Source organism: Arthrobacter sp. NPDC093139 (assembly GCF_044754165.1).
Classification (GTDB): domain Bacteria; phylum Actinomycetota; class Actinomycetes; order Actinomycetales; family Micrococcaceae; genus Arthrobacter.
Genome location: NZ_JBIVOO010000009.1, coordinates 22231 through 47032, shown reverse-complemented (window position 1 = coordinate 47032; position 24802 = coordinate 22231). Strand labels below are relative to the sequence as shown.

The window sequence follows — 24802 nt, the reverse complement described above, 5'->3', positions numbered from 1 at the left end:
CTAGGTGTCAGGGGGCGTCAGGGGAGCTGCAGGACGATGTTGCCCGCGCCGTCCTCTCTTACCGAATAGCTGCGCAGCGGCCCGGCGCCGGTGGTAGAGCAGCCTGTATCGAGTTCGAAGGAGTGCTGGTGCAGCGGGCATATCACCACGGACCGGTCGATGGTGCCGTCGGCGATCGGCCCGCCTTTGTGCGGGCATATGGCTGACACTGCCCGGAGGGAGCCGTCCCGGAGCCGGAACACCGCCACCTGCTCACCGGCCACCCCGAAGGCGCGTCCCTCGCCAACGGGTACCTGCTCGAGCGGGCCGAGGACGTGCACGCCGCCTGACACAGGACCAGCCCCGGCGCTCATCGGACCGGCACCTGGGGGAGGACCGTGAGGGGAAGCGAGGTGCGGAACTGCCCAGGGGTGAGGGGATCGTTGCGTTCCGTCCAGGGGTCCACATAGGCGTCGATGGACTGCTGCATGGCGGCGTCCAGTTCCGGGCCGATTCCTTCGGAATCCTCCACGATCACCGAGCGGAGGTGCTCGATCCCGACCCGCGGCACAAAGGCGTAGGTCCGTTCCAGCCAGTTGGCCCGCTCGCGGTAGTACTGCATGAAGCGGCCCGTCAGCAGCTTGACCGTCTCGGGATCGTCCACGGTGGCGAGCAGGTCACCCTTGCGGATGTGTGCTCCGGCGGCGCCGCCCACATAGATCTCCCAGCGTCCGCCTTCCACGGCCACCACGCCCACGTCCTTCACCAGCGATTCGGCACAGTTCCGCGGGCATCCGGACACGGCCAGCTTCAGCTTCGCCGGCGACTCGATGCCCTGGAACCTCGACTCGATCTCGACGCCCAGCTTCGTGGAATCACCGGTTCCGAAGCGGCAGAACTCCTGCCCCACGCAGGTTTTCACGGTGCGGAAGCTCTTGCCGTAGGCGTAACCGGACGGCATGTCGAGATCGGCCCAGACCTTGGGCAGGTCCTCCTTGGGGACGCCCAGCAGGTCGATCCGCTGCCCGCCCGTCAGTTTCACCAGGGGAATGCTGTACTTGTCCGCCACGTCGGCGATCCGGCGGAGCTGCGCCGGCGACGTGACGCCGCCTTTCATTTGCGGCACCACGGAGAACGTGCCGTCGCGCTGGATATTGGCGTGGACGCGGTCATTCACGAACCTGGCGTCCCGCTCATCGATGTACTCACCGGCCCACATCATCTTCAGCAGCGACGCCAGGGCCATCTTGGATTTGGCGTCCTCGGCGCCGCCTGGAGCCAGAGCCGCGAAGACTGCCGACACGGACCGCAGCCCCTGTTCGCGGATGGCCTTCATCAGGTCCGCTTTCTCCAGCGGAACGCCCGGCACGTAGTACGTGGCGGCCGGGTCCTCCCCGACGGCCCCGTCCGCGGCCCACTCCACCACCTGCCGGACCAGCAGCTTGCAGGAGCCGCAGCCCTTGCCCGCCCGGGTCGCGTCCATGACCCCGGCCAGCGTGCTGCAGCCGCCCTTCACCGTATCCACCAGCGCCTGCTTGCTGACCCCGTTGCAGTTGCAGACCTGCGAGTCGCCGGCGAGTTCAGCCACTCCCGCCTCCTCAGCCGGCCCGCCGACGTCGAACAGCAGCGAGACGCGCTCCTCCGGAAGCGGGAGGCCGCGGTCGAACGCCTGCGTCAGATATGCCACCTTGCGGCTGTCCCCGAGCAGTGTGGCGCCCACGATTTTGCCGTCCCGGATCACGATCGACTTGAAGACGCCGCGGCTGGGTTCAGAAAACACCACGTGTTCGTCCGTCTCCCGTTCGGGGGCCTGCAGCCCCATGGACGCGACGTCGACGCCCGCCACCTTGAGCTTGGTGGCGGTCCGGGTCCCCAGATAGGTGGCTTTCGGGTCAGCGCCCGTCACGTGGTCCGCCAGCACGGCGGCCTGCTCCCACAGCGGTGCCACCAGGCCGTACACCTCGCCGCGGTGCTGGACGCATTCCCCCACCGCGTAGATGTCCTCCTCGTCCGGCACGCGCATGTGGTCGTCCACCACGATGGCCCGCTCCACCGGCAGGCCGCTGGTGACCGCCACTTCCACGTTGGGGCGGATGCCGGCCGCCACCACCACCATGTCGCAGCCGATGTCCGGCTTGTCCCGCAATCGGACGCCGCTCACTTTGTCCCCGCCCAGGATTGCCGTGGTGCGGCTGCCCGTGTGCACGCGGATGCCGAGTGCTTCGACGCTGCCGCGCAGGACCGCGCCGCCGTCGGGTCCCAGCTGCGCGTTCATAAGATGGCCGCCGGAGTGCACCACGTCGACGTCGATGCCGTGGCTTTGCAGCCCGCGCGCGGCTTCCAGCCCCAGGAGTCCGCCGCCGATCACCACCGCGCGGCGGTGGTGGTCCTGCTGCGCGTACGCGACCATGTTGCGAGTGTCGTCAATGGTGCGGAAGGCGAATATCCCGGGCAGCAGGCGGCCACCGGGCGTGTACAAGCCGTCCATCGGCGGCAGGTGGGAGCGGCTGCCGGTGGCGATCACCAGGACGTCGTACGGGGTTGCCCTGCCGTCGTCGGAAAATACCAGCCTGGCGAACCGGTCGATCCTCTCCACCCGGACGCCCGCGTGCAGGGTGATGTCATTTTCCTGGTACCAGGCCAAGGAGTTGAGGAAGATGTTGCCGGTGTCCTCCTCGCCGGACAGGACGTGGCTGAGCATGATCCGGTTGTAGTTGCCGTACGGTTCGTCGCCGAACATGGTGATCCTGTACTGCAGACCGCCGCCGCGGGCCAGGATTTCCTCGACGGCGCGCGCCCCGGCCATGCCGTTGCCGATCACCACGAGGCGACGGCGGGAGTCAACGGTTTTGGTCCGGGCGGCCCGGCTCGCCAGCGTGGTCATCAGTGCTCCACCATGCCGAGGTCCACCACTACGGAGCCGCTGACGCCGGTGTCCGCCAGCAGCCTGAGCTCGATCAGCGAGCCGCCCTCGATGTCCTCCACCACCCGCAGCGGAACGTGGACGTCGCTCTTGGCCCCGATGGGGAAGTAGCGCATGGGGATGCCGTCCCGCATCAGGACGACAGTGATAAGTTCCCCGGAGGAGTTGCCTCCCCGGAAGTACAGCGTCTGGTTGATCACGCCGTCCGGTACATAGCGGGAAAGCTGGCTGTGGATGGGAACCGGTTTTTCCAGCCCCGCTCCGTTGAACGGGAAGATTCCTTGGAGGAAGAGATTCTTCAGAACCATGGTCAGACCCTTTCGGCGAGTGGTGCACTTATCCCGGCATAGGGCCATCCTGCGCTCGCCGTGTTACAGCCCCCTGCGGGCTGTGTAATTTCCGCTTAACACCTTTCTCACCACGGGCTTTTTCACCTCACTTCTAATGTACGGGCAGCTGAAGTCAGGTCCCCGCCAACGGTTGCGGGAGCCGCCTTGTCGGGGCTGCGTGCTGCCGGATGCTAAGCTGGTGGAACTTGATGTGCAGTGATGCCCACTTTGGTCTTGATTGACCGGTTCCGGTTCATCAACCGGTTTCCCCGAAGGATTTATCCGGCAGGGAGTGGGTTTTTTCACGTGAGAGGCACATCCTGCGTCGATGAACGCGTTCTATTTGGTCCCGACTGCCGCATTGCATCACTGGCAGCAGCCCGGTTGATCACCTGACTTTTCTTCGGCGAACCCCTGTGCCAACCGGCGTCGGGGGCCGATATCCGTATGGATACCGCCTGAAAGACCTTTGAAACCCATGACTACTTTCGCTGCCCTCGGCACGCCCAAAGCACTTGCCGACACTCTGACAGCACAGGGGATCGAGACCCCGTTCCCCATCCAGGTCAAGACCCTGCCGGACACCCTGGCCGGACGCGACGTCCTGGGCCGCGGCCGCACCGGCTCCGGCAAGACCATCGCCTTCGCCATCCCGCTGGTGGCCCGCCTCGCCGAGCGCGAAGCACCGTACTTTCGCAAGCCCGGCCGCCCGATGGGTTTGGTCCTTGCACCCACCCGTGAGCTGGCCACCCAGATCAACGCCACCATCGAGCCGCTGGCCAAGGCTGCCGGCCTGAACACCACAGTGATCTACGGCGGCATTTCCCAGGCGCGCCAGGAGAAGGCCCTGCGCGCGGGCGTCGACATCGTCATCGCCTGCCCGGGACGCCTGGAGGACCTGATCCGCCAGCGCATCCTGACCCTCGAAGGCGTCGAGATCACCGTGCTTGACGAGGCCGACCACATGGCCGACCTCGGCTTCCTGCCGGTGGTCAAGAAGCTCATGGACATGACCCCCACCCAGGGCCAGCGCCTGCTGTTCTCCGCCACCCTGGACAACGGCGTGGACAAGATCGTCCAGCGCTACCTGTCCAACCCGCTGACGCACTCGGTGGACGATCCGCAGGCCGCGGTGACCACCATGGAACACCACGTGCTGGTGGTCAACGACCAGACCGTCAAGAAGCAGCTGATCGTCGAACTCGCCTCGGGCGCCGGCCGCCGCGTGCTCTTCATGCGGACCAAGCACCACGCCCGGAAGCTGGCCAAGACCCTTACTGACGCCGGGATCCCCGCCGTCGATCTTCACGGCAACCTCTCGCAGAACGCCCGTGACCGCAACCTCGCCGAGTTCTCCAACGGTGACGTCCGCGTCCTGGTGGCCACAGACGTCGCCGCCCGCGGCGTCCACGTGGACGACGTCGAGCTGGTTATCCACGTAGACCCGCCCACGGAGCACAAGGCTTACCTGCACCGCTCAGGCCGTACGGCCCGCGCCGGTTCCGACGGCACCGTGGTCACGCTGACCCTGCCCGAGCAGCAGTCCGACGTCAAGAAGCTGATGAAGGCCGCCGGCGTCGAGGTCAACTTCGAGCGCGTCACCGCCAACTCACCCCTGGTTTCTGAACTGGTGGGCGAAATGGCCGACAAGATCGATCCGCGCACCCGCGCGGCACTGCTCGCTGCCAAGGCGCAGCAGCAGGGCGGCGGCACCTCCACCGGGGCCAACGCCGAGCGCAAGCGCGCCCGACGCCAAGCCGCCCCCACGGCCGGGGGCCGCGGCGGACGTGGCGGACGCGGTCGCGTTTCCGCAGAGCCGGCCCGATCCGATGCTCCCCGTGCCGAGCGCCGCGCAGCAGCTTTCGAAGGCCGCACTGAAGCCCGCGCCGCATTCGACCGTGTAGCAGAGCAGAACGAGGACCGCGCTATTGCAGCTGCTGCTGCACGGCGCAACGCCCGCGGCCGCGGCACTGCGTCGACGCACCGCAACGACGTCCCCGCAGCAGGTGGCCGTTCCTCGGCCGGCCGCGGTTCGGACGGACGTTCTGAATCCCGCATCACCCGCAGCGATGCTCCCCGCGGCGGCACGGGTCGCCCGCCCGCATCCGGCGGGCAGCGCGGCGGACGTCCGGCCACGGGCCAGCGCGCCGCGGCATCCGGTGCACGCACTGGCGCTACGGGCGGCGAGCGCGCTGCAACCGGCGGCAAGTCGGGCGGAAGCGCCCCGGTCTGGTCCTCCAACACCGGTGGCACCTCGGGCGGCTCCTTCGCCGGCGGCGGAAATGGCCGTTCCGGCGGCGGCCGGCCAGCCCGCAGCGGCCCCCGCCGCGCCTCGGCTCCGGCGTCGAACGAGCGCCGCGGCCGCTAAGGTTACTGTTTTTCGCTAGCCAAAAAGCCGGACGCTACGGGAATTCCGCAGCGTCCGGCTTTTTGCGCAGCGACAGGCACTTTGGGCAGCGGCCTCACCAGCCCCGGGCGCGCCACTCCGCCAGGTGCGGACGCTCCGCGCCAAGGGTGGTGGGACTGCCATGGCCGGGGTGGACCACGGTGTCATCCGGGTAGACATCGAACAGCCGCTCGCTGACGTCGGCGATGAGCTGGCTGAACCTTACCGGGTCCTTCTGGGTGTTGCCCACGCCACCCGGAAAGAGGGAGTCACCGGAGAAGATGTGTGCGGGCCCCGCCGGGTCCTGGTAGACGAGTGCCACCGAGCCGGGGGTGTGTCCACGCAGGTGCACGGCCGTGATGTCGAAGCCGTCGAAGGTGCCGACGTCGCCGTGGTCCAGCAGCACGTCCACCGCCACCGGCAACGCCGCAGCATCATCCGTGCCCGCCGCCGTTTTTGCCCCGGTTGCTTCCACAAGCTCCGGAAGTGCGCGAACGTGGTCCCAATGCTGGTGCGTTGTGGCGATCAAGGCCAGCTTGGGCGTGGCCGCGGTGTCGGCGGCAGCGTCCGAGAGCAGATCTTGGATTGCCGGCAGGTCATCCGCCGCATCGATCAGCAGCTGTGCGCCTGACTCCTTCGCGGTCAGCAGGTACACGTTGTTGTCCATCTCGCTGACGGAAATACGGCGGATGGTGATATCCCGGAGTGAATGAATGAGCGTGTCCATGCGCCTCAGTCTACGAAGGTTGAGCGCTGACGCTCCTGCAGGGCCGCCGCGCCCTCCGCGGATTCCAGAATCGGAATGCGGAGGGCCGCGGCGTTTCTGCGTTCAGTACGCGGCACCCATGCCGGGAGTTGCTTATTCGCGGCCCAGAGACACCCACTGAGGATCAGCGGACCGGGAACCGACGACGGCGTCCGCGGCGGCGTCGAGCGCTTCCAGTTGCGCCGGCGTCAGCTCCACAGCCAGTGCGCCCAGGTTTTCGTCGATGCGGTGCGCTTTGCGCGTGCCGGGGATCGGGACCACCGGGAGGCCAAGCCGCCGGCCGGTGGCCAGCAGCCAAGCCAGCGCCACCTGGGCCGGCGTTGCCCCCAGCACCGTGGCCACTAGCTGCACGGCCGCCACCACCGCCCGGTTCGCATCCGCTGCGTCCTCGGCGAAACGCGGGATCTTGCGCCGGAAGTCGTCGTCGCCGAGTTGCGCCGCGTCGACGGTTCCGGTGAGGAATCCCCTGCCCAGGGGAGAGTACGGCACGAAGCCCACGCCCAGCTCCGCCGCGGCCGGAACCACGTTGCGTTCCACATCCCGGCTCCAGATGGACCACTCGCTCTGTACCGCCGCGATGGGGTGGACACTGCTGGCCTCGCGGAGTTCACTGGCGGTCACTTCGGACAGTCCGAGATGCCGGACCTTGCCCTCGCGGACCAGTTCGGCCATGGCCCCCACGGTTTCTGAGATCGGAACCCGGACGTCCCGGCGGTGCATGTAGTACAAGTCGATGACGTCCGTCCCCAGGCGCTGCAGGCTGCGGTCTACGGCTGCCTTCACGTAGGGCGCGTCTCCGCGTACGTCTCTGTAGCCGGCATGCGGGTTGCCGACGAGGGCGAATTTCGTAGCCAGCTGGACGTCGTTGCGGCGGTCCTTGAGCAGCCGGCCGATCAGCTCCTCATTGCTGCCGCCGCCATATATGTCAGCAGTGTCGATGAAGCTCATCCCGGCGTCCACCGCGTGGTGAAGGGTCCGGAGGGCCTCTACAGGGTCCACCTCGCCGTACACGGGCGTGAGGGCCATGCCGCCGAAGCCGAGGGGGCTGACGTGGAGGCCGTCACCCAGATGCACCGATGCTGCCTGAACCGATGTTGCCGCGTTGTCCGTCATCTCAATCTCCGTCTCGTCGTCAGCAGTATCTTGGTCAGTCTGTTGGTAAACAGCTTTCCCAGCCAAGAACCCTGGCGGCGCCCCGCATATTCCGCCCCGCATATTCCACCCGGCTAACCCGGCTACCCGTGCGGTGTCTGCCGTGGCCCGCCCGCAGTCCCGGCGGGGAGCAGCTTCAGGCCCGCCGCGCAGCCCACGATCCCGGCAATAAACAGCACCTTGAGCACGCTGAAAGGCTCGACCCCGGTGGCCATGGCCCAGCCGACCGTCAGCGCCGCGCCGATCCCCACCCAAACGGCGTATGCCGTGCCGAGCGGGATGCGCTTCACCGCCAGGCCGAGGCCCCACATGCTCAGCGCCGCGGCCACGACAAACACCAGGGACGGCACCTGGCGGGTCAGGCCGTCGGACAGCCCCAAGGCTGTGGCCCACACCGCCTCAAGAACTGCGGAGACCAGCAGCATGAACCAGGCCGCGCGGTGCTTTCCCGAGGACATCTGGTTCGCAGTCATCACGCCACCACCTTCAGGCCGACCACGCACGCGGCGATCCCGCCGAGCAGCAGCATCCGCACCGCCGTCGGCCGTTCCACCCTGGTGACAATCGCGTAGCCGGAGGTCAGGACGACGCCGACGCCGACCCAAACGGCGTAGGCCGTGCCGGTGGGGATGGACTGCATCGCAAGGGCCAGGCCAGCGGTGCTGGCCACAACGGAGGCCAGAAAGAGCGCGGCGGCTGCGATCCGCCGCCGGCCGGTGGACTGGGAGGCACGGTGCAGCGCAGCGGCCCACACCGCCTCGAGGGCACCGGAGAGAATGAGGATGAACCACGACATGACTGCTCCTTGTGGCCAGTCTTGTCGCGTGCCGGGTACTGAACCGTCGTCCGGAGGCCCGGGAAAGGGACCTTGGGTTTCACCCTAGCAACGCCCGACGGCGGGTGCCACCGTTGGTGGTTTACCTCACCGCGGCGCGTGTCCCGCCACGGCAGCAGCTCCTAGAGTGTGCCTCCGGCGGCCACCGGTGCAGCTGCGTCATGCCCGCTGTCGCCGATGGTTTCCCGGGCGACAAAGTTCTCGATGTCGAAGAGGTTCTCCGCCCGCTCAGCGATATTGAGGAGAGTGCTCATCGAAGCGACTTCCTCGACCTGTTCCTTGAGGAACCAGAGCATGAACTGCTCGCCCAGTGCGTCATCCTCCGCCCGGGCTGCCCTGAACAGGCTTTCGATGCTTTTGGTGACTTCCTTTTCCTGCTGCAGCGCCAGGGCCAGCGGCTCGGTCACGGAGGCGAAGTCGTTCCGGACGTTGGGCACACCGGGGACGGAGACGGGAAGGTTCCGGTCCAGCATGTACTGCACCATCATCATGGCGTGGTTGCGTTCCTCCACCGACTGCCGGTAGAAGTATTTCGCGAGCTGGGGGAGGTCCTGGTTGGCGAACCAGACGGCCACCGCAATGTACTGCTGCGAGGCTGAGAACTCGTTGCCGACCTGGAGCGAGAGGAGATCATTGAACTTTGATTTCGTCATGGCTCCGAGTCTAGGTCCGCCGGTCCCGCCTAACCAGTGTGGCAATGCTGGGCTAAGGAAGCGGAGGCTTCCCTGTTCAGGGCCCGGCCGGGACCGCGTCGATGGACACCACAGCCAAAAACCCGCGGCCCAAAATTTCCGGTGACCGGGAGCGGGAACCGACTACCGCGTCATAGCGGCCGAGCGCCTGAGGAGCGCCCGGGCTGGCATTTCCGCCGGTGCCCGCTTCGTCAGCGGAGGCCTCGGGGTCGTCACCGGATGCCTCAAGGTCGGGGCCGGGGGTCGCCGTCGCCTCGCCCTGGAGCAGGATGCCCAGCTGCCCGTCGAACAGCGGGTGGGCCCGCTTCTTGGAAAGCTCCACGATCGAGGCGAACCCCTTGTACGCGCCGTCGCGGGTGATGACATTGAGGGCGCGGATATCGCCTGTGGGCAGGGCGGCGGAGCAGCCCGCATCTCCGGAATAGCGGAACGCCCGGTACTTCTCCAGAGGATGTTCGCCACCGTCGACGCTCAGGAGCAGGAGCTCGCCCTCGATCACCGTCAGCACCCGTTCCATGCCGGGGAAGGGCGAAAAATCTCCGGACTTCGTGATGTCCGCGATGCTGACCCGCCAGTCCCAGGCGCCGTCCTGCGCCGACGCGGCCAGGGGATGGCTCACCAGCTCCCTGGTCACGCCGCCTCCGTTGCGCCACGGCTGCGGTCTGAGGTCTGCGAAGCGAATGATCTCCATCCGCCCAGCCTAGCCTTGCCGCGCGGAGCCCCGCCTGCAAGCACCCGCCGCACGCACCTGCCGCAGCCATCTGCTGGGGCGGGAGGCTTCGTTGCCCGGCCTCGTTGCCCCCGCCATTCCGCCCGCGTAAAGTCAGCGCAGGATGACTTCGTTCGTCGGAGACACATCAACGCTAGGAGCCGTGAATGTTCGTCAAAGTGTGTGGGCTGAGTACGCCTGAATCGATCCGGGAGGCGGTGGATGCCGGAGCGGACGCCGTGGGCTTCATACTGACGGCCAGCCCCCGGGTGGTCTCCCCCGCGCAGGTCACGCAGTTGCTCAGGAGCGTTCCCGACGGCGTCGCCGCCGTCGGCGTTTTCCGTCACGAGCCGGCCGCAGATGCGGTGGCGATAGCCCGCGCGGCGGGCCTGGAGTGGATTCAGCTGCACGGTGACCGCACCCCGGACGACGTCAAAACCGCGCACGACGCCGGCATGAAAGTCATCCGGGCCGTCACCAAGGGCGCCGCACAGGACGACTTCGCAAACTGGGGCGAAGAGCTGCTGCTCGTTGACGCCGCCGTCCCCGGGTCGGGGGAGAGCTGGGACTACGGCTCCATGCGCGCCAAGGGCCTGGAAGGACGCAACTGGATCCTTGCCGGAGGGCTGGACGCCGAAAACGTTGCAGAAGCGGCGCGGGCTGCCGGGGCCTGGGGTGTCGACGTCTCCTCCGGCGTGGAGCAGTCCCGGGGCGTCAAGGATCTGGCGAAGATCCGGGCCTTCGTGACGGCCGCGAAAGCCTGATTCAGGGTTAAATTCAGGGCATGCCCCGAGGCGCCCGCAGACCTCAGGCCGCAGAATGGACAGATGAAGACACTCCTCAACATCATTTGGCTCGTTTTCGGAGGCCTCTGGCTGGCCATCGGTTATTTCCTCGCCGGCGTGGTCTGCTGCCTGCTGATCGTCACCATCCCCTGGGGCATCGCCTCGTTCCGGATCGCCTCCTACACGCTCTGGCCGTTCGGCCGGATGGTGGTGGACAAGCCCGGCGGAAACGGAGTGTTCGCCCTCTTGGGAAATGTGATCTGGCTCCTCGTGGCCGGCATTTGGATCGCCATCGGGCACGTCGTCACGGCCATCGCCATGGCCGTGACCATCATCGGCATTCCGCTGGCCATCGCCAACCTCAAGCTCATCCCTGTCTCGCTCATGCCGCTGGGCAAGCAGATCGTCCCTACCAGTGCGCCCTTCGTGACCAGCTACCGCTGACCCGGGCCGCTGCTCACTGCTCAGCCGCCTCCAGCTCGCCCATGAGGTTCCTCCGGGCAGCGTCCAGCCACAGCTCCCGGCCACGTTCCGTATTGAACAGTGGATCGAGTTCCAGCAGGTGGCGGACGACGGCGGCCCTTCCGGCCGCGAAGTCGGCGTCCCCGATGTGCGCGTAATCCTTCCGGACGGCGGCCACATACCGTGAGTACGGCTCAGGTTCGCCGCCCAGGACGGACAGGTCCGCATCGCAGAGGAGGGCGCCGTCGTCGTCCCCCGGTGCCGGCCGGTGGTCGGAGGTCAGCCTGACCAGGCGGGCCACCTCGTCGATTTCGCGGGCGGGGAGGCCGGCCTCGGAAAGCCTGGCTTCGGCGAGCCGTGCCGACTCTTCCTCATCCTCGCCGGCGACGCCGCGGTAGACGGCGTCGTGGAACCAGGCCGCGAGCAGCACAGTGCGCGGCGGCCCGGCGGGTTCCGTGAGCAGGTCGAGGGCCTCGAGGACCGCCAGCAGATGAGTGCAGCCGTGGTACTGGCGGTGGCTTTCGCTCCAGCGGTCCAAAAGGTCCAGGAAAAGAGCGTCGTGGCCGGGCATCACCGTGTTCCACCGGTTCAGCAGCGGCAATTTCAGCGACTTGGTGCGCTCACGGGCCGGAATCCGCAGTCCGCTCGCAATGAGTTTGCGGACCAGGATCCGGGCTTCCACGGGAATGGCACCCGCGGCCACCAGCGAGTCGTACCGGCGTTCCGGGACGTCGTAGTGGTCGCCGTCGAAGGCCCGCTCCGGTATCCCCGCCGCCGCAGCGAAGGCATGCAGCTCCGCCAGGGACGTGTCAGAGATCAGGTGGGAAAAGTGCGTTTCGTGTGCAGGCCAAAGTGGCGGATCAAGGTAGATGGCCATGGAGCAAAGTCTAGTCTTCGGGGCGCACACCCACGTTTAGCAGCACGTCACTCTTCCAGCTTGGAATTTACGAGCCCGGCGACGTACTCCGATGTCCGCCCCGCGGGCCAGAATGCGGGCACGCGCAGCAGGAAGCACGGGACTTCGGAGAGCGCCCGGCGGGCCACGGCGGCCTTTTGTCCGAAGTGGTCCTCGAGCGGGACGAGCCCAGTGGCGCCCAGCGCCTCGATCAGACGCCGCGACGCTGCGGGCAACCCGGCGTGGAAGTTGCCCACAACCCGTGACGTCATCCACTCTGCACTTCGTGGTTCCAACCGCGCGTCGCGGCCGTCAAAGCGCTCAAGGAAGATGGCCAGCCGGGTCAGTGCGGCCGACGAAATCCGGCCTGGGCCGAATATCTGCTCCGGGGGCACTGTCCGGGGCGACCAGCTGCGGGCAAAAGCCCTGCCCGCGGGGTATCGCTCTAACATCGGCTGCGCTGATGCCGCCAGCTTGGCTGCGGATCTGGCCAGCCATTCCGGTGCGGGCGGCTGGGGAAGCAGATTCATGCCGCCGGCGTGCCTGGTTCCTTCCGGCGGGCCATGCGGCATCGGCTTCGCGTATCCCAGAAGCATTCCGTCAGCATCCAGGAAGGACCAGTCATCGGCCATGAAGCGCACCCCGGGCTGTGCAGCGAGTCTGGTGACCGTGGCGGGCTCCAACGCGCCCGAAGCCGGCAGCAGGACTCCGGAACCCCGGTACTCCACCGCTGCAGCGTGGATCATCGCCACATTGGCCCTGATGCACAGACTGTCCAGCAGGGGTATGAGCGCAGACAGCAGCTCGCCGCGTCCCTGGATCACATAACCGTGCCGGTTTGCCACGATCTGGACCTCGTGCGCGGGCAGATAGAGCGAGTCCTCCGTGAAGCGATGCCCGTCCGCGTGGGACTGCTCTGGAATGGGGGTTACGGTCCCGCAGAAGCGGAGTTTCAGCGGAGACCGGGACCCACCCCGGAACGGCGCCAGCACGTCGTGTAACTCGGACCCGCCCGGCGTGCCGGAGTCCACTTCAATGCCCACGAGACCGTGGACGTCAAAACTCGCTCCGGTCGACGCGTCTGAGTCCTTCATCACGTCCTTTTTCGGCTCGCAGTGCCGGGGCGTCTCGACGCCCCGGCACTGCTAACGGAGTTCACGGCAGGTATCAGCTGACTTCCCGCCAACTGGCGGGGGCGGCGTCCTGCCCGGGTTCCGCGCCAACCGGCTCACCGGGAAACCTGCGGCCCTGGACGTATCCGCAGGTGGTGACGGCGAGCACCGCAACAACCGTCGCAGCGCGGCGCAGTCCGTCTTTGTCCTTGCCGACGAGCCAGTCCTTGACTCCCAGGAACACGGCGCGGGGAAGTACCCTTCGGACGTAGCGGCGTTCTGGCCCGAGAGCCCTCTTGTGTCCCACAACCTTGCTCACCTGGGCCTTGGAAATCCCTTCGGACCAGGCGCGGCTCAACATGTATTTCAGCGATCCACGGGTGGCCGGGACGAAATGCCGCACCACGGCCTCGGGCTCGTAGACGATCCGGGAGCCGGGGGAGCCGATGACTGCGCGGATGCAGATCTCGGTCTCTTCGCATCCGAGGGGCAAAGTATCCTGTCGGCCGAGTGCCGTATTGAATCCGCCCACGCCGGTCAGGACCTCTGAGCGGAACGACATGTTCGCCCCGATGACGTTGCGGACCTCCGCGGCGACTTTGGGCAGCCCTCTGTGGCTGCACCCGACAATCCAGTCAAGCTCCGGGGCAAAATAGCCCGGCCGCCCGGCCTCCCAGTCGGGATCAACGCGGCCGCCCACGGCCAGCACATCGGGGTCGTCATACATGGCGGTCATGCGCTCGAGCCAGTCGGGTGCGGCCTGGGCGTCATCGTCGAGGAAGGCGACAATGCCGGTGGTCGCCGCGCCAACACCCGTGTTCCGGGCACCGGACAGACCCTTTGCCCCGGTGTTTTCGAGGATCACCACATCAGACACCGTAAAGATGAGCCGCTTGTAGAGGTCGCTGTTGTAGTCGACGACGACGATCGTCTGCCGAGGGGGGACAGTTTGGGTGCGGACGGAGTCCACCGCCGCCATCAACATGTCCCACCGGTCCTCCGTGTAGGAGCAGATCACCACTGAAACGTCAGGGACGTCGAAATAGCGGGACATCTCAGTCACCTGCCGTAGCACCGAGGACCGTACGGGGGTCCGTGGGGACATGTGGGAAGGCGATACTCGGATACTTGTACTTCACCCGTCTGAGCGCCTCGGGCCGGGCCCCGGCCGTCGGTGCTTCCCACCCGACATACTCGCGGGCAAGGGTTCGCAGCACCCGCCAGCCGTCACGGAACGTGTGGAGATTCGAGTTTCCGGAGATCCTCGAAAGCTCACGGCTGGGAACCTCGGCAATGCGAAGCCCTGCACGTGAAGCCCGTACGATCAGCTCCGTCTCGATTTCAAAACCGTCCGACTCCAGCTCAAGGACCTGGAGGCACTCGCGGCGCATGGCGATATAGCCGTAGCACAGGTCCGAATAATCGCTGCGGAGCACCATGTTGGCCAGTCCAGTCAGCGCCCGGTTGCCGGCGCTTCGCAGCAACGTAATATCGTCCGAGCCGCCGCCCGTGACGTAGCGCGATCCCTTGACGAAGTCGAAGTCATGCTGCAGCGGCGACACGAACCAGCCGATCTCGTGCGGGTCCATGCTGCCGTCGGCATCCAGCATGACGATAATGTCACCTGTGGCCGCGGCCAGTCCTGCGCGGACGGCGACGCCCTTGCCCTTGTTGGGCTCGGCGACCACCACCACGTCGAGGCGAAGGGCCCGCGCGACGTCGACGGTGCTGTCCAGTGAGCGTCCGTCGACGATCACTACCTCGTCCACATACGAGGGCATACGGCGAAGCACCCAGGGAAGGTTCAGTGCCTCATTCAGCGTGGGAATCACAACACTGACAGAAGGCATGCTTGCAGGGAGCGCAGTTGTAGAGCTTTGTGTTGAAAGGAGTATCGGGACGGTCACTAGCCTCACCACTCAATGGAGTCGTTTGCTTTTTGCCTCAGTAGCAGGATTTCCTGGCTGCTAAGCCCAGGACGTAGACCCGGCACTCGCTGCTACTGGAGGCAACTTGCTTGCACTCCCCCTCGTCTAAGTTTGATTTGCTGACTTGTGAAAAGCTTGGAATTAGTTGAAGGCACCCTGCGTTTTCGGCCATTTTGCGCACCCCTTTTGGGGCTATTGAGTGCATAGGGCTCCGATGCGAGACTTTCCCCATGTGGATTGCCCGCCTGCGGGGGGTTTCACCGGGCAGTTCATGCCGTCCCGGGCTACTCCGGCTGCTTGTTTCTTCGACCGTCCTGGTGCTGACCGGCTGCAGTGTCGCGGCCATAGAGCGGCCAAGGACGTCCGCTCCGGCGCCGTCCCACAAGGCCTCGGGCGACCTCCCCGGCTGGAAGCAGGTGTTTTGGGAAGACTTCGACCGGGGGGACGTTCCGATTGGAGAATTCCCGGGCGATGCCTACCGCCCGCAGTGGAGCGCGGGGTACAAGGACGGCACACCGGACACGGCCGGCCAGAAGGGAAAGGATTCGGGGTATTACCCGGGCAAGGTCCTGAGCGTGAAGGACGGTGTACTGGACTGGTATCTCCACAGTGAAAACGGCGTATCCATGGGGGCGGCACCCAGGCCCAGGTTCCCCAACAAGGCTGAGAACCCGCGGCGGGACAACAGCTTTCTGTACGGGAGGTACTCGGTCCGGTTCAAGGCTGATGCCCTCAAGGGCTACAAGATGGCGTGGCTTCTGTGGCCGAACAGCGACGAATGGCCCAGGGACGGCGAGATCGACTTCCCGGAAGGGGATCTCTCCGAATCGCCCCATGGCGCTGTGCACTTCAGGAGTGACGATCCTGCCGACTTCAAGATGTTCGACTCGAACAAGACGTTTACGAAGTGGCATGTTGGCACCATGGAGTGGAGCCCCGGGAAGGTGGAGTTTTTCCTTGACGGGCGCTCCATCGGGGTCGCAACCAAGAACATCCCCAAAACCCCTATGCACCTGATCCTGCAGACGGAGTCCTGCCTGCCAAAATGCCCGGATCCCAGCACGGAAGGGCATGTCCAGCTGGACTGGATTGGTGTGTGGACCCGGGCCGAATAGCTATTTCTTCTCGATGGTGAAGGAATCCTTGAAGGAGGAGCCCTCGGCCGGAACGAATCTTGCGTCGAGCCGGTCCGGTGTTGCGGTGACGTCAAGCGTGCCGAACGCCGCGCGGCGGTTCTGGCCGGACCAGGTCGCGAAGTAGCGGATTTCCGAGTCGTCCTCTTTCACCGGGTGCAGCCCTGCTCCGCCGAGGCCGGATGTAGCGAAGACCGTGCCGGCACCCTTCGCCATGGACGCATCCGAATCCTTAACGCAGGCTGCAGAAAACGTCCCGGGAACCAGCGCCGTGCAGCCATTGCCGAGGCTTAGCTGGTGGGTCCGCTGGTACGAGTGGTTGTGCCCGGTCAGGACAAGGTCCACCTTCTTCTCCACCAGCATGTTCGTGAGGTCTTTACCGGCCACACAGTCGTACTTGCCGATGCTGAGGCAGGGTGTGTGCATGCCCACCACGGTCCAGGGGATCTGCTTCGCCTTGGCCGCATCCACGGCCGCCGCGGTCCAGAGCCAGCGGGGGCTGTTCTTGGAATAGTCCAGCTTGTTGCCGTCCTGGAATTTGATGCCGGGCGACACCATGATGATGCGTACCAGCGGGTTCTGCTCCGGAACGTCCACATACCACTGTGTTCCGTATTCGCCTTTGAGGCCCGGAAGCCTGTTGGGCAGGCATTGGACGAAGTTCCTGATATCGCCGTCGTGGCCGTCGCTCTCATGATTTCCTGTGATCAGCTCATACGGGAAGTCAGCCCCCAGCTTTTCGGCGACCATGGCGCAGAACTCCTTTTCCTTCCCGGCCTGGTAGCTGAAGTCACCCAGCGCAAGACTCAGCTGGGGCTTCAGGCCCGCGATGGTATCCAGCACCCGTTTGGCGTCCTTGCCCATGCCGACGTCGCCCTGGGCGGTGAAGTGGACAGACCGTGGTGCGGCGGCGGAAACTCCCGCAGTGGTGCCCGGATCCGGCGTCCGCCGCAGGACCGGAGTTTCAGGGGTTGCAGTCTCCGACGCGGCTGCAGTCTCCGACGCGGTGGGAATGCCTGCCGGCGGCGGCTGCGTGGCAGCCGGCTGGCACCCCGTCAGGAACAACGTCGCGGTCACAACCGCCGCGGCGGGGAGGGCTTTCACCCGGAGCCTGGTACCTTTCGGTCCACTCATGATCCCTCGCATCACCAACATGGAACCTGACGCCACAGCTCGGGCTGGGACGAAAGCATGAACATGCTTGCGCCCTAGCGTAACGCTGGAGGGCGGCCCAAACCAGAGGCGGAGGCTTCTCGCTTTTTGGAACGCAACTGCGGCGGATTTATGGAGAAAAGACCGCAGAAGCGGGATAGGCTTGTGAGATGGCCATGATCCGCGTTTCCGAGGCTGCCCGCTTCCTGGGCGTCAGTGACGACACCATCCGCCGCTGGACTGAGTCCGGCAGCCTGACGCCGCACCGGGATGCGTCCGGGCGGCTGGCCGTGGATGGGCTGGAACTGGCCCAGCTGGCTGGCAAGCAGGCGCACCTTCCGGATGACCCGTCCAGAACAGGCAGTTCGGCACGCAACCGCTTTGTTGGACTGGTCACCGGCATCACTGCTGACAAGGTCATGGCCCAGGTGGAACTGCAGTGCGGGCCCTTTCGTGTGGTGTCCCTCATGAGCAGCGAAGCTGTCCGCGAACTGGGGCTCGAACTGGGATCCGTGGCCACCGCCGTGGTCAAAGCCACCACAGTGATTGTGGAAACGCCACGGGGGAAGAGCGCCGTATGAGGTTCCCCGGCACCCGCATCGCCGCCTTGCTGGCCGCTTCCGCCCTCCTGGTGGCGGCTGCGTCCGGTTGCGCCCCGGGCCTGTCGGGACATTCGGTGGCCAGCGGGACTCCCCAGCGTTCCGGTACCCTCACCGTGTTCGCGGCCGCTTCCCTCAAGGAAACCTTCACCCGGCTCGCCGCTGAATTTGAGAACCGCCATCCCGGCACGAAAGTCAGCCTGAGCTTCGCCGGGTCCTCGGACCTGGCCACGCAGATTTCCCAGGGCGCCCCGGCCGACGTGTTCGCCTCGGCCGATACCCGGAACATGGAGCGCCTTTCGGACGCCTCGCTTATTCACGGCCACGCCACGAATTTTGCCACCAACATCCTCGAGATCGCCGTCCCGGCAGGCAACCCGGCATCGATCTCGTCCTTTGCGGACCTCGCCAGGCCCGGAGTGAGGGTGGTGGTCTGCGCCAGCCAGGTGCCATGCGGCGCGGCGGCTGAAAATGCCGAAAGGGAAACGGGCACGGCGCTCAAACCCGTGAGCGAGGAATCATCGGTCGCCGATGTCCTGGGCAAGGTCACGTCGGGCGAGGCGGACGCTGGCCTGGTCTACACCACGGATGTGAAGAGCGCCGGTGGCAAGGTCGAAGGGATCCCGTTCCCCGAGGCCGGCAAGGCCGTGACCACCTACCCGATCGCTGCGCTCGAAGCCAGCGGGAACACGGGGTTGGCGGCGGAGTTCATCGCCCTGGTTGCCGGCACCGAGGGGCGGACAACACTGGAGGACGCCGGTTTCGGCGTCCCCGCCCCACCGGACCGAAGCCCGGCCCAATGAAACCTGAGCCGATGAGGACCGGCCAGCGGCGGACACACGGCGCCTACACCGGCATTCCGTCCTGGATTTACTTCATCGCTGCGGCAGGCGGACTGCTCGTACTGCTCCCGCTCGCCGCCATGGCCGGCAGGGTCAACTGGGCCCAGTTCATTCCGCTGGTGACATCCGAATCGTCGCTCACCGCCCTGAGCCTCAGCTTGCGGACATCCGCCGCCAGCACGGTCCTGTGCATCGTGCTCGGCGTTCCGCTGGCTTTGGTGCTGGCCAGGGGCAGCTTTCCCGGGCAGCGGCTGCTCCGGTCCTTCGTGCTGCTGCCGCTGGTTCTCCCACCGGTGGTGGGTGGCATCGCCCTCCTTTACACGTTCGGCAGGCAGGGGCTGCTGGGCCGGAGCCTGGAGGTCCTGGGGATCCAGATCGCCTTCTCCACCACCGCAGTGGTCCTTGCCCAGACGTTCGTGGCGCTGCCGTTCCTCGTGGTGAGCCTGGAGGGCACACTGCGGACCGCCGGCGGGCGTTACGAGGCCGTGGCGGCAACGCTCGGGGCACGTCCCGGCACGGTTCTGCGCCGGGTGACGCTGCCCCTGGTCCTGCCGGGTCTTGCCTCCGGAGCCGTGCTGTCGTTCGCACGGAGCCTCGGTGAATTCGGCGCCACCCTCACGTTCGCGGGCAGCCTGCAGGGTGTCACCCGCACGCTGCCGCTGGAGATTTACCTCCAGCGCGAAACCGACGCCGACGCCGCCGTCGCACTTTCCCTCGTTTTGGTGGCCGTAGCGGTAACCGTGGTGGCGGTGTCCTACCGCGGCCCGCGGCGGCCACCGGCCGGACCCTTCGGTTCCGGCCTCTTGAGTGCGGGGCCGTTCAATACGGGGCCCAGCGCTGCCGGCAGGTCCGGAAACGAAGAGCGTACGACGGCGGTGCCCGGCCGGGGCGGGGGCAGTAGGTGAGCTTCCGGCTGAAAGCCGCGGTGGCGGCGCGCGGCTTTGACGTGGACCTGACAGTAGGTCCCGGGGAGACGGTGGCAATCATGGGCCCCAACGGTGCAGGAAAATCCACCCTGCTGGCCGTCATCGCCGGGCTGCTGCACCCGGACTCGGGCACGGCCGATCTGGATGGCAGGACCCTGTTCAGCCTTGGCTCCGGCCGGCCGGCTTGGATGGCGCCGCATCACCGTGGCACCGCCCTGCTGGCCCAGGAGCCACTCCTTTTCCCGCACCTGACGGCCCTGGAGAACGTGGCGTTCGGCCCCCGAAGCCGGGGTGAATCCCGGCGTGCTGCGAGGAAAACCGCGCTTCACTGGCTCGAGGCGGTGGACGCTGGCGGGCTGGCCGGGCGGAAGCCAGCCGAACTTTCCGGCGGTCAGGCCCAGCGCGTGGCGGTAGCCCGGGCACTGGCCGCCGATCCCGGGCTGCTGCTGCTCGATGAACCCATGGCCGCCCTGGATGTCCACGCCGCCCCGCTGCTGCGCAGGCTTCTCAAGCGGGTACTGGCCGGCCGGCGGGCCATCATCGTCACCCACGACGCCCTGGACGCGCTGATGCTCGCGGGCCGCGTGATCGTCCTCGAGGGCGGCAGGATCATCGAGTCCGGTCCCACGCGCGAGGTCCTGCAGCGGCCGCGGAGCAGGTTCGTGGCGGGCCTGGCCGGCCTCAACCTGATACCGGGCACCCTGACGGACCATGGTCTCAGGACCGCCGCCGGGCAGGACATCACCGGGCAGCAAGATTCCCACCCCGACACAGGAACGGCTCAAGCCGCGGGGGCAGCCGTGGAAGAATGGTCTGGTTTGGATGCCGGAGCCGCTGCTCCGGGCCAGGCAGGCGTGGCGGTGTTCCCGCCGTCGGCCGTTTCGGTTTTCCTGACCGAAGCGCACGGCAGTCCCCGGAATTCCTTTCCGGTCACGATCACGGACCTGGAGCCGCACGGCGACCAGATCCGCGTCCGGGCGGGGGACCTCTCCGCGGATGTCACGCCCGCTGCCTCAGCAGATCTGGGGCTCACCCCCGGAATGGCCGTGTTCTTCGTGATCAAGGCCGGGGCGGTGTCCGTCTACCCGGCATGAGCGGGCATGCCCAAGGAATGACCATGGCCGACCGTCCGGCCTCTTGCAAAGGAGACAGTTCTTGAAGACCGCCAAAGCCCTGGCCGCAGTTGCCGCTGCCGCCGCACTGCTGGCACCCTTGCCCGCCGCCGCAGCTCCGACTGGTGAGAGGCACGCCGGCGTCACGGAGGAGGGCAGCGGAGGCGGGACCATGAACCGGAAGGTCGCCGGAGGGAGCCCGACATCCATTTTCGCGGCTCCTGCGGCGGCCCAGATCTCGTTCGATGCCACAGGCACCGACGTTCGCTGCGCGGGAAGCCAAATCTCCGCCAGCTGGGTCATCACGGCCAAGCACTGCGACTCACCGGGCCTCAGGTCGGTCCGCCTCGGCAGCACGTATCTGGAGGCGCACGGGGCTGTCCGGGCAGTGGCTGCGCGCTACGCGTCACCCATGGGTGACCTTCTGCTGCTCAAGCTGTCCTCACCCTACGCCGGGGCCTACGTGGGCCTTTCCTCTTCCGTGCCCGCCCCCGGTACAGCGGCCAAGGTTTACGGCTGGGGCTACCAGGCCGAGGGATCCGGCAGCATGTCGTACTTCCTGAAGACTGCCGATGTCACCGTCACCGGACCGGGATCGGACACCTACGGCGGAGCATCCGTCCGCACCAATTCTCAGTCGGGGCATCCCATTGGCGGAGACTCCGGTGGTCCGCTGATGGTGGACGGCAAGCTGGCAGGTGTGCTCTCCGAATCCAGTGTCCTGCCCGGCGGGAACCCATCGGATTACTCGCAGTACTACAGCGACCACGCGTCCATTGCCCGGAACTTCGGCTGGATCACAGGGACCATCGGCATCACAGGTTTCTGACGCGGTTTCATTCCGCCAGAGCTACATCCCCGGCAGATCCAGGGCTTCGTAGACCTGGATGTTGGCGCCGGGCATCATGAGGTGCGGGTGGCCTTCAAGCAGGGCGAGGGCGCCGTCCGCATCCTCAGCCTGGAGGATTCCGTACCCGGCGACGTTCGTGCTGGTGTCTGAGGTGCCGGCGGCGGTGACCTCCTTGCCCGCGCCCAGTGGATTGCCCATGTCTACGATCCCGTCGCCTGCACGCTGCGCCCATTCCATCCACGCCTTCATGCCTTCCTGGGCTGCCTCCGGCGTGCTTTCTGCCATCTGCGCTTGTGCCGACTGGGGGGCGTTGTAAAGAACTACAAACTTCTTCATGGGGGCTCCTCGGTTCACGTATGCGATTAACGGTCGTCGCAGGTCACAGGTCGATCCTAGGGGGATTCGGGCGGCAGGGATACAGTTCAAGAGCGATGGTTTTCCCGAAGTTCACCTGCCCTGAGAGGGCGTTTCGCTGTGGGCAAACGAAGGCTCCAGGGGTGCCTTCAGCAAAGTTGAGCGTAGTAGACTCAACTTAGAAATAACATCCCGAAAGGAGCTCTCTTTGGACGTCAAATTCACCACCAAGAGCCAGGAGGCTCTTTCGGCGGCAGCAATGAACGCCTCGACGGCGGGGAATCCCCAGGTGGAACCGGCGCACCTGCTGAAGGCGCTGATGGATCAGCGCGAGGGCGTCGCCGTCGCCCTCCTCCGCGCCACCGGCGCGGACCCGGACACCGTCAGCGTCCAGGCGAGCACCGCCATCAAGGCGCTGCCCGCCACCTCGGGAAGCTCGGTCCAGCAGGCTCAGTTGTCCCGGCCTGCACTGCAGGCAATTCAAAATGCGCAGAACGAGGCGGACAAGCTGGGAGACACCTTCGTCTCCACCGAACACCTGCTGCTGGGACTCTCGGCGGGCAGTGACGGCGTGGGAAGGCTGTTGCGGGACGCCGGCGCCTCCCACGAGGCGCTGGCGGCGGCGCTGCCGGGCGTCCGGGGCGATCGCAAGGTCGATTCGCCCGATCCCGAGAACACCTTCCAGGCACTCGAAAAGTTCGGCACTGACCTCACTGCCGTGGCACGCTCGGGCAAGCTCGATCCGGTCATTGGCCGCGACAGCGAGATCCGCCGCATCATCCAGGTGCTCAGCCGCCGGACCAAGAACAATCCTGTGCTGATAGGTGAGCCTGGCGTCGGCAAGACGGCCGTCGTCGAGGGCCTGGCCCAGCGGATCGTGGCCGGCGACGTGCCGGAGAGCCTGCGCGGCAAGACCCTGATCGCCCTTGATCTGGCATCCATGGTGGCCGGCGCGAAGTACCGCGGCGAGTTTGAGGAGCGCCTCAAGGCTGTCCTCGAGGAGATCAAGAACTCCGAAGGCCGGATCGTCACGTTCATTGATGAGTTGCACACGGTGGTGGGTGCAGGGGCCACCGGTGAAAGCGCCATGGATGCCGGCAACATGCTCAAGCCCATGCTGGCCCGGGGCGAGCTGCGGCTGATCGGTGCCACCACCCTCGACGAATACCGCGAGAACATCGAAAAGGACCCGGCACTCGAGCGGCGCTTCCAGCAGGTATACGTGGGAGAGCCCAGCGTGGATGACACCATCGGCATCCTCCGCGGCCTGAAGGAGCGGTACGAGGCCCACCACAAGGTGGCTATCGCCGACTCCGCGCTGGTGGCGGCCGCGACGCTGTCCAACCGCTACATCTCCGGCCGGCAGCTGCCGGACAAGGCGATCGACCTCGTGGATGAGGCTGCATCCCGGTTGCGCATGGAGATCGACTCCGCCCCGGAGGAGATTGACCAGCTGCGCCGCGCCGTCGACAGGCTCACCATGGAGGAGCTTGCCCTGCAGGGCGAGACGGACGCCGCCTCGGTGGAGCGCCTGGCCGCCCTGCGGGCTGACATGGCGGACAAGAAAGAGCAGCTGGCCGCCCTTAACGCACGCTGGGAGGCCGAGAAAGCGGGCCTCAACCGCGTCGGGGACCTGAAAGCCAAGCTGGACGAGCTGCGGTCCACGGCGGACAAGGCGCAGCGTGAGGGTGACCTGGAAACCGCCTCCCGGATCCTGTACGGCGAAATCCCGGCCCTGGAGCGTGAACTGAACGCCGCCGCCGAGGCCGAGGCCGCCGTCGCTGACAAGTCTGCCCTGATGGTCGCGGAAGAAGTCACAGCCAACGACATCGCCGAGGTCATCTCGGCGTGGACCGGCATCCCTGCCGGACGCATGCTGCAGGGCGAAAGCCAGAAGCTGCTGCACATGGAAGAGGAACTTGGCAGGCGCCTGATCGGCCAGTCCAAGGCGGTGCAGGCCGTGTCCGACGCAGTGCGCCGCGCCCGTGCCGGCATCAGTGACCCCAACCGGCCCACCGGCTCCTTCCTGTTCCTCGGTCCCACCGGTGTGGGTAAGACTGAGCTGGCCAAGGCCCTGGCGGAGTTCCTTTTCGACGACGAACGCGCCCTGGTGCGGATTGACATGTCCGAATACGGCGAGAAGCATTCCGTGGCCCGGCTTGTCGGCGCGCCTCCCGGCTACGTGGGCTATGAGGAGGGCGGCCAGCTGACCGAGGCCGTCCGCCGCCGTCCCTACTCGGTGCTATTGCTGGACGAGGTGGAAAAGGCGCACCCGGAGGTCTTCGACATCCTCCTGCAGGTGCTCGACGACGGCCGGCTCACTGACGGCCAGGGCCGCACCGTGGACTTCCGCAACGTGATCCTGGTGCTGACCTCCAACCTCGGAAGCCAGTTCCTGGTGGACCCCACCCTGGACGCGCAGGCGAAGCGCACAGCCGTGATGGCCACCGTGAACGCGTCCTTCAAGCCGGAGTTCCTGAACCGCCTGGACGAAGTAGTGCTGTTCGACGCCCTGACAGTGGAGGAACTGGCCCGGATCGTCGAGCTGCAGGTGGCAGAGCTTTCCGGCCGCCTCCACGAGCGGCGGCTCTCCCTCGAGGTGACCGACGCCGCCCGCGCGTGGCTGGCCATGTCCGGCTTCGATTCGGCTTACGGAGCCCGCCCGCTGCGCCGCCTCGTTCAGCGTGAGATCGGCGACCGGCTGGCCAAGGCGATTCTCGCCGGGGAGATCTCTGACGGCGACACGGTGCTCGTGGATACAGCGGCCGACGTCAACGAACTCACCATCGAGGCGTTGGAGGCCATGGGAACGCCTGACGGCCGCGCCCTGGCAGGAAGTGGACTCTCGGTGCGCAGGAAGGGGTGACGGGGTCACCGCTGC

At 66.6% G+C, this 24802-nt stretch carries 25 protein-coding genes and 1 riboswitch; of the genes, 10 read left to right on the top strand and 15 right to left on the bottom strand.

The genetic code is table 11. The features are described from left to right. Nucleotides 1–17: 17 nt before the first annotated feature. Genes ACIP90_RS14395 through ACIP90_RS14385 form a run of 3 tightly spaced genes read right to left on the bottom strand, consistent with a single transcriptional unit; the run spans nucleotide 18 to nucleotide 3210 of the window. Nucleotides 18–353, bottom strand: a complete 336-nt coding sequence (locus ACIP90_RS14395) for a Rieske (2Fe-2S) protein (RefSeq protein WP_400580095.1) — start codon at nucleotides 351–353, stop codon at nucleotides 18–20. Then, nucleotides 350–2863 (bottom strand): nitrite reductase large subunit NirB, encoded by a 2514-nt coding sequence (gene nirB / locus ACIP90_RS14390; protein WP_400580094.1) that lies wholly within the window; start codon nucleotides 2861–2863, stop codon nucleotides 350–352. Before nirB ends, ACIP90_RS14395 begins: the two co-directional genes overlap by 4 nt. Continuing rightward, nucleotides 2863–3210, bottom strand: coding sequence for a molybdopterin oxidoreductase (locus tag ACIP90_RS14385; protein WP_400580093.1), 348 nt, complete (start codon nucleotides 3208–3210; stop codon nucleotides 2863–2865). Before ACIP90_RS14385 ends, nirB begins: the two co-directional genes overlap by 1 nt. A 499-nt stretch (nucleotides 3211–3709) precedes the next feature. Between ACIP90_RS14385 and ACIP90_RS14380 the strand changes: the two genes are divergently transcribed. Beyond that, a complete protein-coding gene (locus tag ACIP90_RS14380) occupies nucleotides 3710–5599 on the top strand; it encodes a DEAD/DEAH box helicase (RefSeq protein ID WP_400580092.1) in 1890 nt (629 codons plus the stop codon). Between the two features lie 94 nt (nucleotides 5600–5693). On the opposite strand, the gene ACIP90_RS14375 is transcribed toward ACIP90_RS14380, so the two are convergent. From ACIP90_RS14375 to ACIP90_RS14350, 6 genes are all read right to left on the bottom strand, one after another. Beyond that, nucleotides 5694–6344, bottom strand: a complete 651-nt coding sequence (locus ACIP90_RS14375) for an MBL fold metallo-hydrolase (protein WP_400580091.1) — start codon at nucleotides 6342–6344, stop codon at nucleotides 5694–5696. A gap of 132 nt (nucleotides 6345–6476) precedes the next feature. After that, entirely contained in the window at nucleotides 6477–7496 is a 1020-nt protein-coding gene (locus tag ACIP90_RS14370) for an aldo/keto reductase (RefSeq protein ID WP_400580090.1), read from the bottom strand. A 122-nt stretch (nucleotides 7497–7618) separates the two neighbouring features. Continuing rightward, nucleotides 7619–8008 carry a DMT family transporter gene (locus ACIP90_RS14365; RefSeq protein WP_400580089.1) on the bottom strand — a complete coding sequence of 130 codons (390 nt, stop codon included), beginning with the start codon at nucleotides 8006–8008 and terminating at the stop codon, nucleotides 7619–7621. Continuing rightward, nucleotides 8008–8331, bottom strand: a complete 324-nt coding sequence (locus ACIP90_RS14360; RefSeq protein WP_400580088.1) for a DMT family transporter — start codon at nucleotides 8329–8331, stop codon at nucleotides 8008–8010. Before ACIP90_RS14360 ends, ACIP90_RS14365 begins: the two co-directional genes overlap by 1 nt. Before the next feature lie 10 nt (nucleotides 8332–8341). Next, a riboswitch (guanidine-III (ykkC-III) riboswitch) is annotated at nucleotides 8342–8407 on the bottom strand. Nucleotides 8408–8492: 85 nt separating this feature from the next. Next, on the bottom strand, nucleotides 8493–9023 hold the full coding sequence (locus ACIP90_RS14355) for a ferritin (protein ID WP_400580087.1): 531 nt from the start codon (nucleotides 9021–9023) through the stop codon (nucleotides 8493–8495). A 76-nt stretch (nucleotides 9024–9099) separates the two neighbouring features. Next, a complete protein-coding gene (locus ACIP90_RS14350; protein WP_400580086.1) occupies nucleotides 9100–9753 on the bottom strand; it encodes a HutD family protein in 654 nt (217 codons plus the stop codon). Nucleotides 9754–9938: 185 nt separating this feature from the next. Here ACIP90_RS14350 and ACIP90_RS14345 point away from each other — a divergent pair, with 185 nt between their 5' ends. Both ACIP90_RS14345 and ACIP90_RS14340 read left to right on the top strand, forming a co-directional pair. Next, on the top strand, nucleotides 9939–10535 hold the full coding sequence (locus tag ACIP90_RS14345) for a phosphoribosylanthranilate isomerase (protein ID WP_400580085.1): 597 nt from the start codon (nucleotides 9939–9941) through the stop codon (nucleotides 10533–10535). A 63-nt stretch (nucleotides 10536–10598) separates the two neighbouring features. Then, on the top strand, nucleotides 10599–11000 hold the full coding sequence (locus ACIP90_RS14340) for a YccF domain-containing protein (RefSeq protein ID WP_400580084.1): 402 nt from the start codon (nucleotides 10599–10601) through the stop codon (nucleotides 10998–11000). A 13-nt stretch (nucleotides 11001–11013) separates the two neighbouring features. Here ACIP90_RS14340 and ACIP90_RS14335 read toward each other — a convergent pair whose 3' ends face one another. The 4 genes from ACIP90_RS14335 to ACIP90_RS14320 form a co-directional block, all read right to left on the bottom strand. Further along, nucleotides 11014–11895, bottom strand: coding sequence for a DUF4031 domain-containing protein (locus tag ACIP90_RS14335; protein ID WP_400580083.1), 882 nt, complete (start codon nucleotides 11893–11895; stop codon nucleotides 11014–11016). A 47-nt stretch (nucleotides 11896–11942) separates the two neighbouring features. Beyond that, nucleotides 11943–13007: a hypothetical protein gene (locus ACIP90_RS14330; RefSeq protein WP_400580082.1), complete on the bottom strand. Its 1065-nt coding sequence runs from the start codon at nucleotides 13005–13007 to the stop codon at nucleotides 11943–11945. 73 nt (nucleotides 13008–13080) lie between these two features. After that, on the bottom strand, nucleotides 13081–14079 hold the full coding sequence (locus tag ACIP90_RS14325; protein ID WP_400580081.1) for a glycosyltransferase: 999 nt from the start codon (nucleotides 14077–14079) through the stop codon (nucleotides 13081–13083). 1 nt (nucleotide 14080) lies between these two features. Continuing rightward, entirely contained in the window at nucleotides 14081–14875 is a 795-nt protein-coding gene (locus tag ACIP90_RS14320) for a glycosyltransferase family 2 protein (protein WP_400580080.1), read from the bottom strand. Between the two features lie 308 nt (nucleotides 14876–15183). Between ACIP90_RS14320 and ACIP90_RS14315 the strand changes: the two genes are divergently transcribed. Beyond that, nucleotides 15184–16068: a glycoside hydrolase family 16 protein gene (locus ACIP90_RS14315; protein WP_400580079.1), complete on the top strand. Its 885-nt coding sequence runs from the start codon at nucleotides 15184–15186 to the stop codon at nucleotides 16066–16068. On the opposite strand, the gene ACIP90_RS14310 is transcribed toward ACIP90_RS14315, so the two are convergent. Further along, the gene (locus tag ACIP90_RS14310) at nucleotides 16069–17220 is read right to left on the bottom strand and encodes a metallophosphoesterase (RefSeq protein WP_400580078.1); all 1152 of its coding nucleotides are present in this window, start codon (nucleotides 17218–17220) and stop codon (nucleotides 16069–16071) included. Between the two features lie 188 nt (nucleotides 17221–17408). Between ACIP90_RS14310 and ACIP90_RS14305 the strand changes: the two genes are divergently transcribed. The 5 genes from ACIP90_RS14305 (at nucleotide 17409) to ACIP90_RS14285 (ending at nucleotide 21546) form a co-directional block, all read left to right on the top strand. Then, complete coding sequence (locus tag ACIP90_RS14305; RefSeq protein WP_400580077.1) at nucleotides 17409–17819, top strand: molybdopterin-binding protein; 411 nt, start codon at nucleotides 17409–17411, stop codon at nucleotides 17817–17819. Then, nucleotides 17816–18640, top strand: a complete 825-nt coding sequence (gene modA, locus ACIP90_RS14300; protein ID WP_400580076.1) for a molybdate ABC transporter substrate-binding protein — start codon at nucleotides 17816–17818, stop codon at nucleotides 18638–18640. The genes ACIP90_RS14305 and modA overlap by 4 nt, the downstream gene beginning before the upstream one ends. 11 nt (nucleotides 18641–18651) lie before the next feature. Then, nucleotides 18652–19584 carry an ABC transporter permease gene (locus ACIP90_RS14295; RefSeq protein ID WP_400580075.1) on the top strand — a complete coding sequence of 311 codons (933 nt, stop codon included), beginning with the start codon at nucleotides 18652–18654 and terminating at the stop codon, nucleotides 19582–19584. Further along, the gene (locus ACIP90_RS14290; RefSeq protein ID WP_400580074.1) at nucleotides 19581–20699 is read left to right on the top strand and encodes a sulfate/molybdate ABC transporter ATP-binding protein; all 1119 of its coding nucleotides are present in this window, start codon (nucleotides 19581–19583) and stop codon (nucleotides 20697–20699) included. Before ACIP90_RS14295 ends, ACIP90_RS14290 begins: the two co-directional genes overlap by 4 nt. Before the next feature lie 61 nt (nucleotides 20700–20760). Then, nucleotides 20761–21546: a S1 family peptidase gene (locus tag ACIP90_RS14285; RefSeq protein WP_400580073.1), complete on the top strand. Its 786-nt coding sequence runs from the start codon at nucleotides 20761–20763 to the stop codon at nucleotides 21544–21546. 21 nt (nucleotides 21547–21567) lie between these two features. Here ACIP90_RS14285 and ACIP90_RS14280 read toward each other — a convergent pair whose 3' ends face one another. Continuing rightward, nucleotides 21568–21903, bottom strand: coding sequence for a hypothetical protein (locus ACIP90_RS14280; protein WP_400580072.1), 336 nt, complete (start codon nucleotides 21901–21903; stop codon nucleotides 21568–21570). Nucleotides 21904–22129: 226 nt separating this feature from the next. On the opposite strand from ACIP90_RS14280, the gene clpB reads away from it, so the two are divergent. After that, a complete protein-coding gene (gene clpB / locus ACIP90_RS14275; protein WP_400580071.1) occupies nucleotides 22130–24787 on the top strand; it encodes an ATP-dependent chaperone ClpB in 2658 nt (885 codons plus the stop codon). Nucleotides 24788–24802 lie beyond the last annotated feature (15 nt).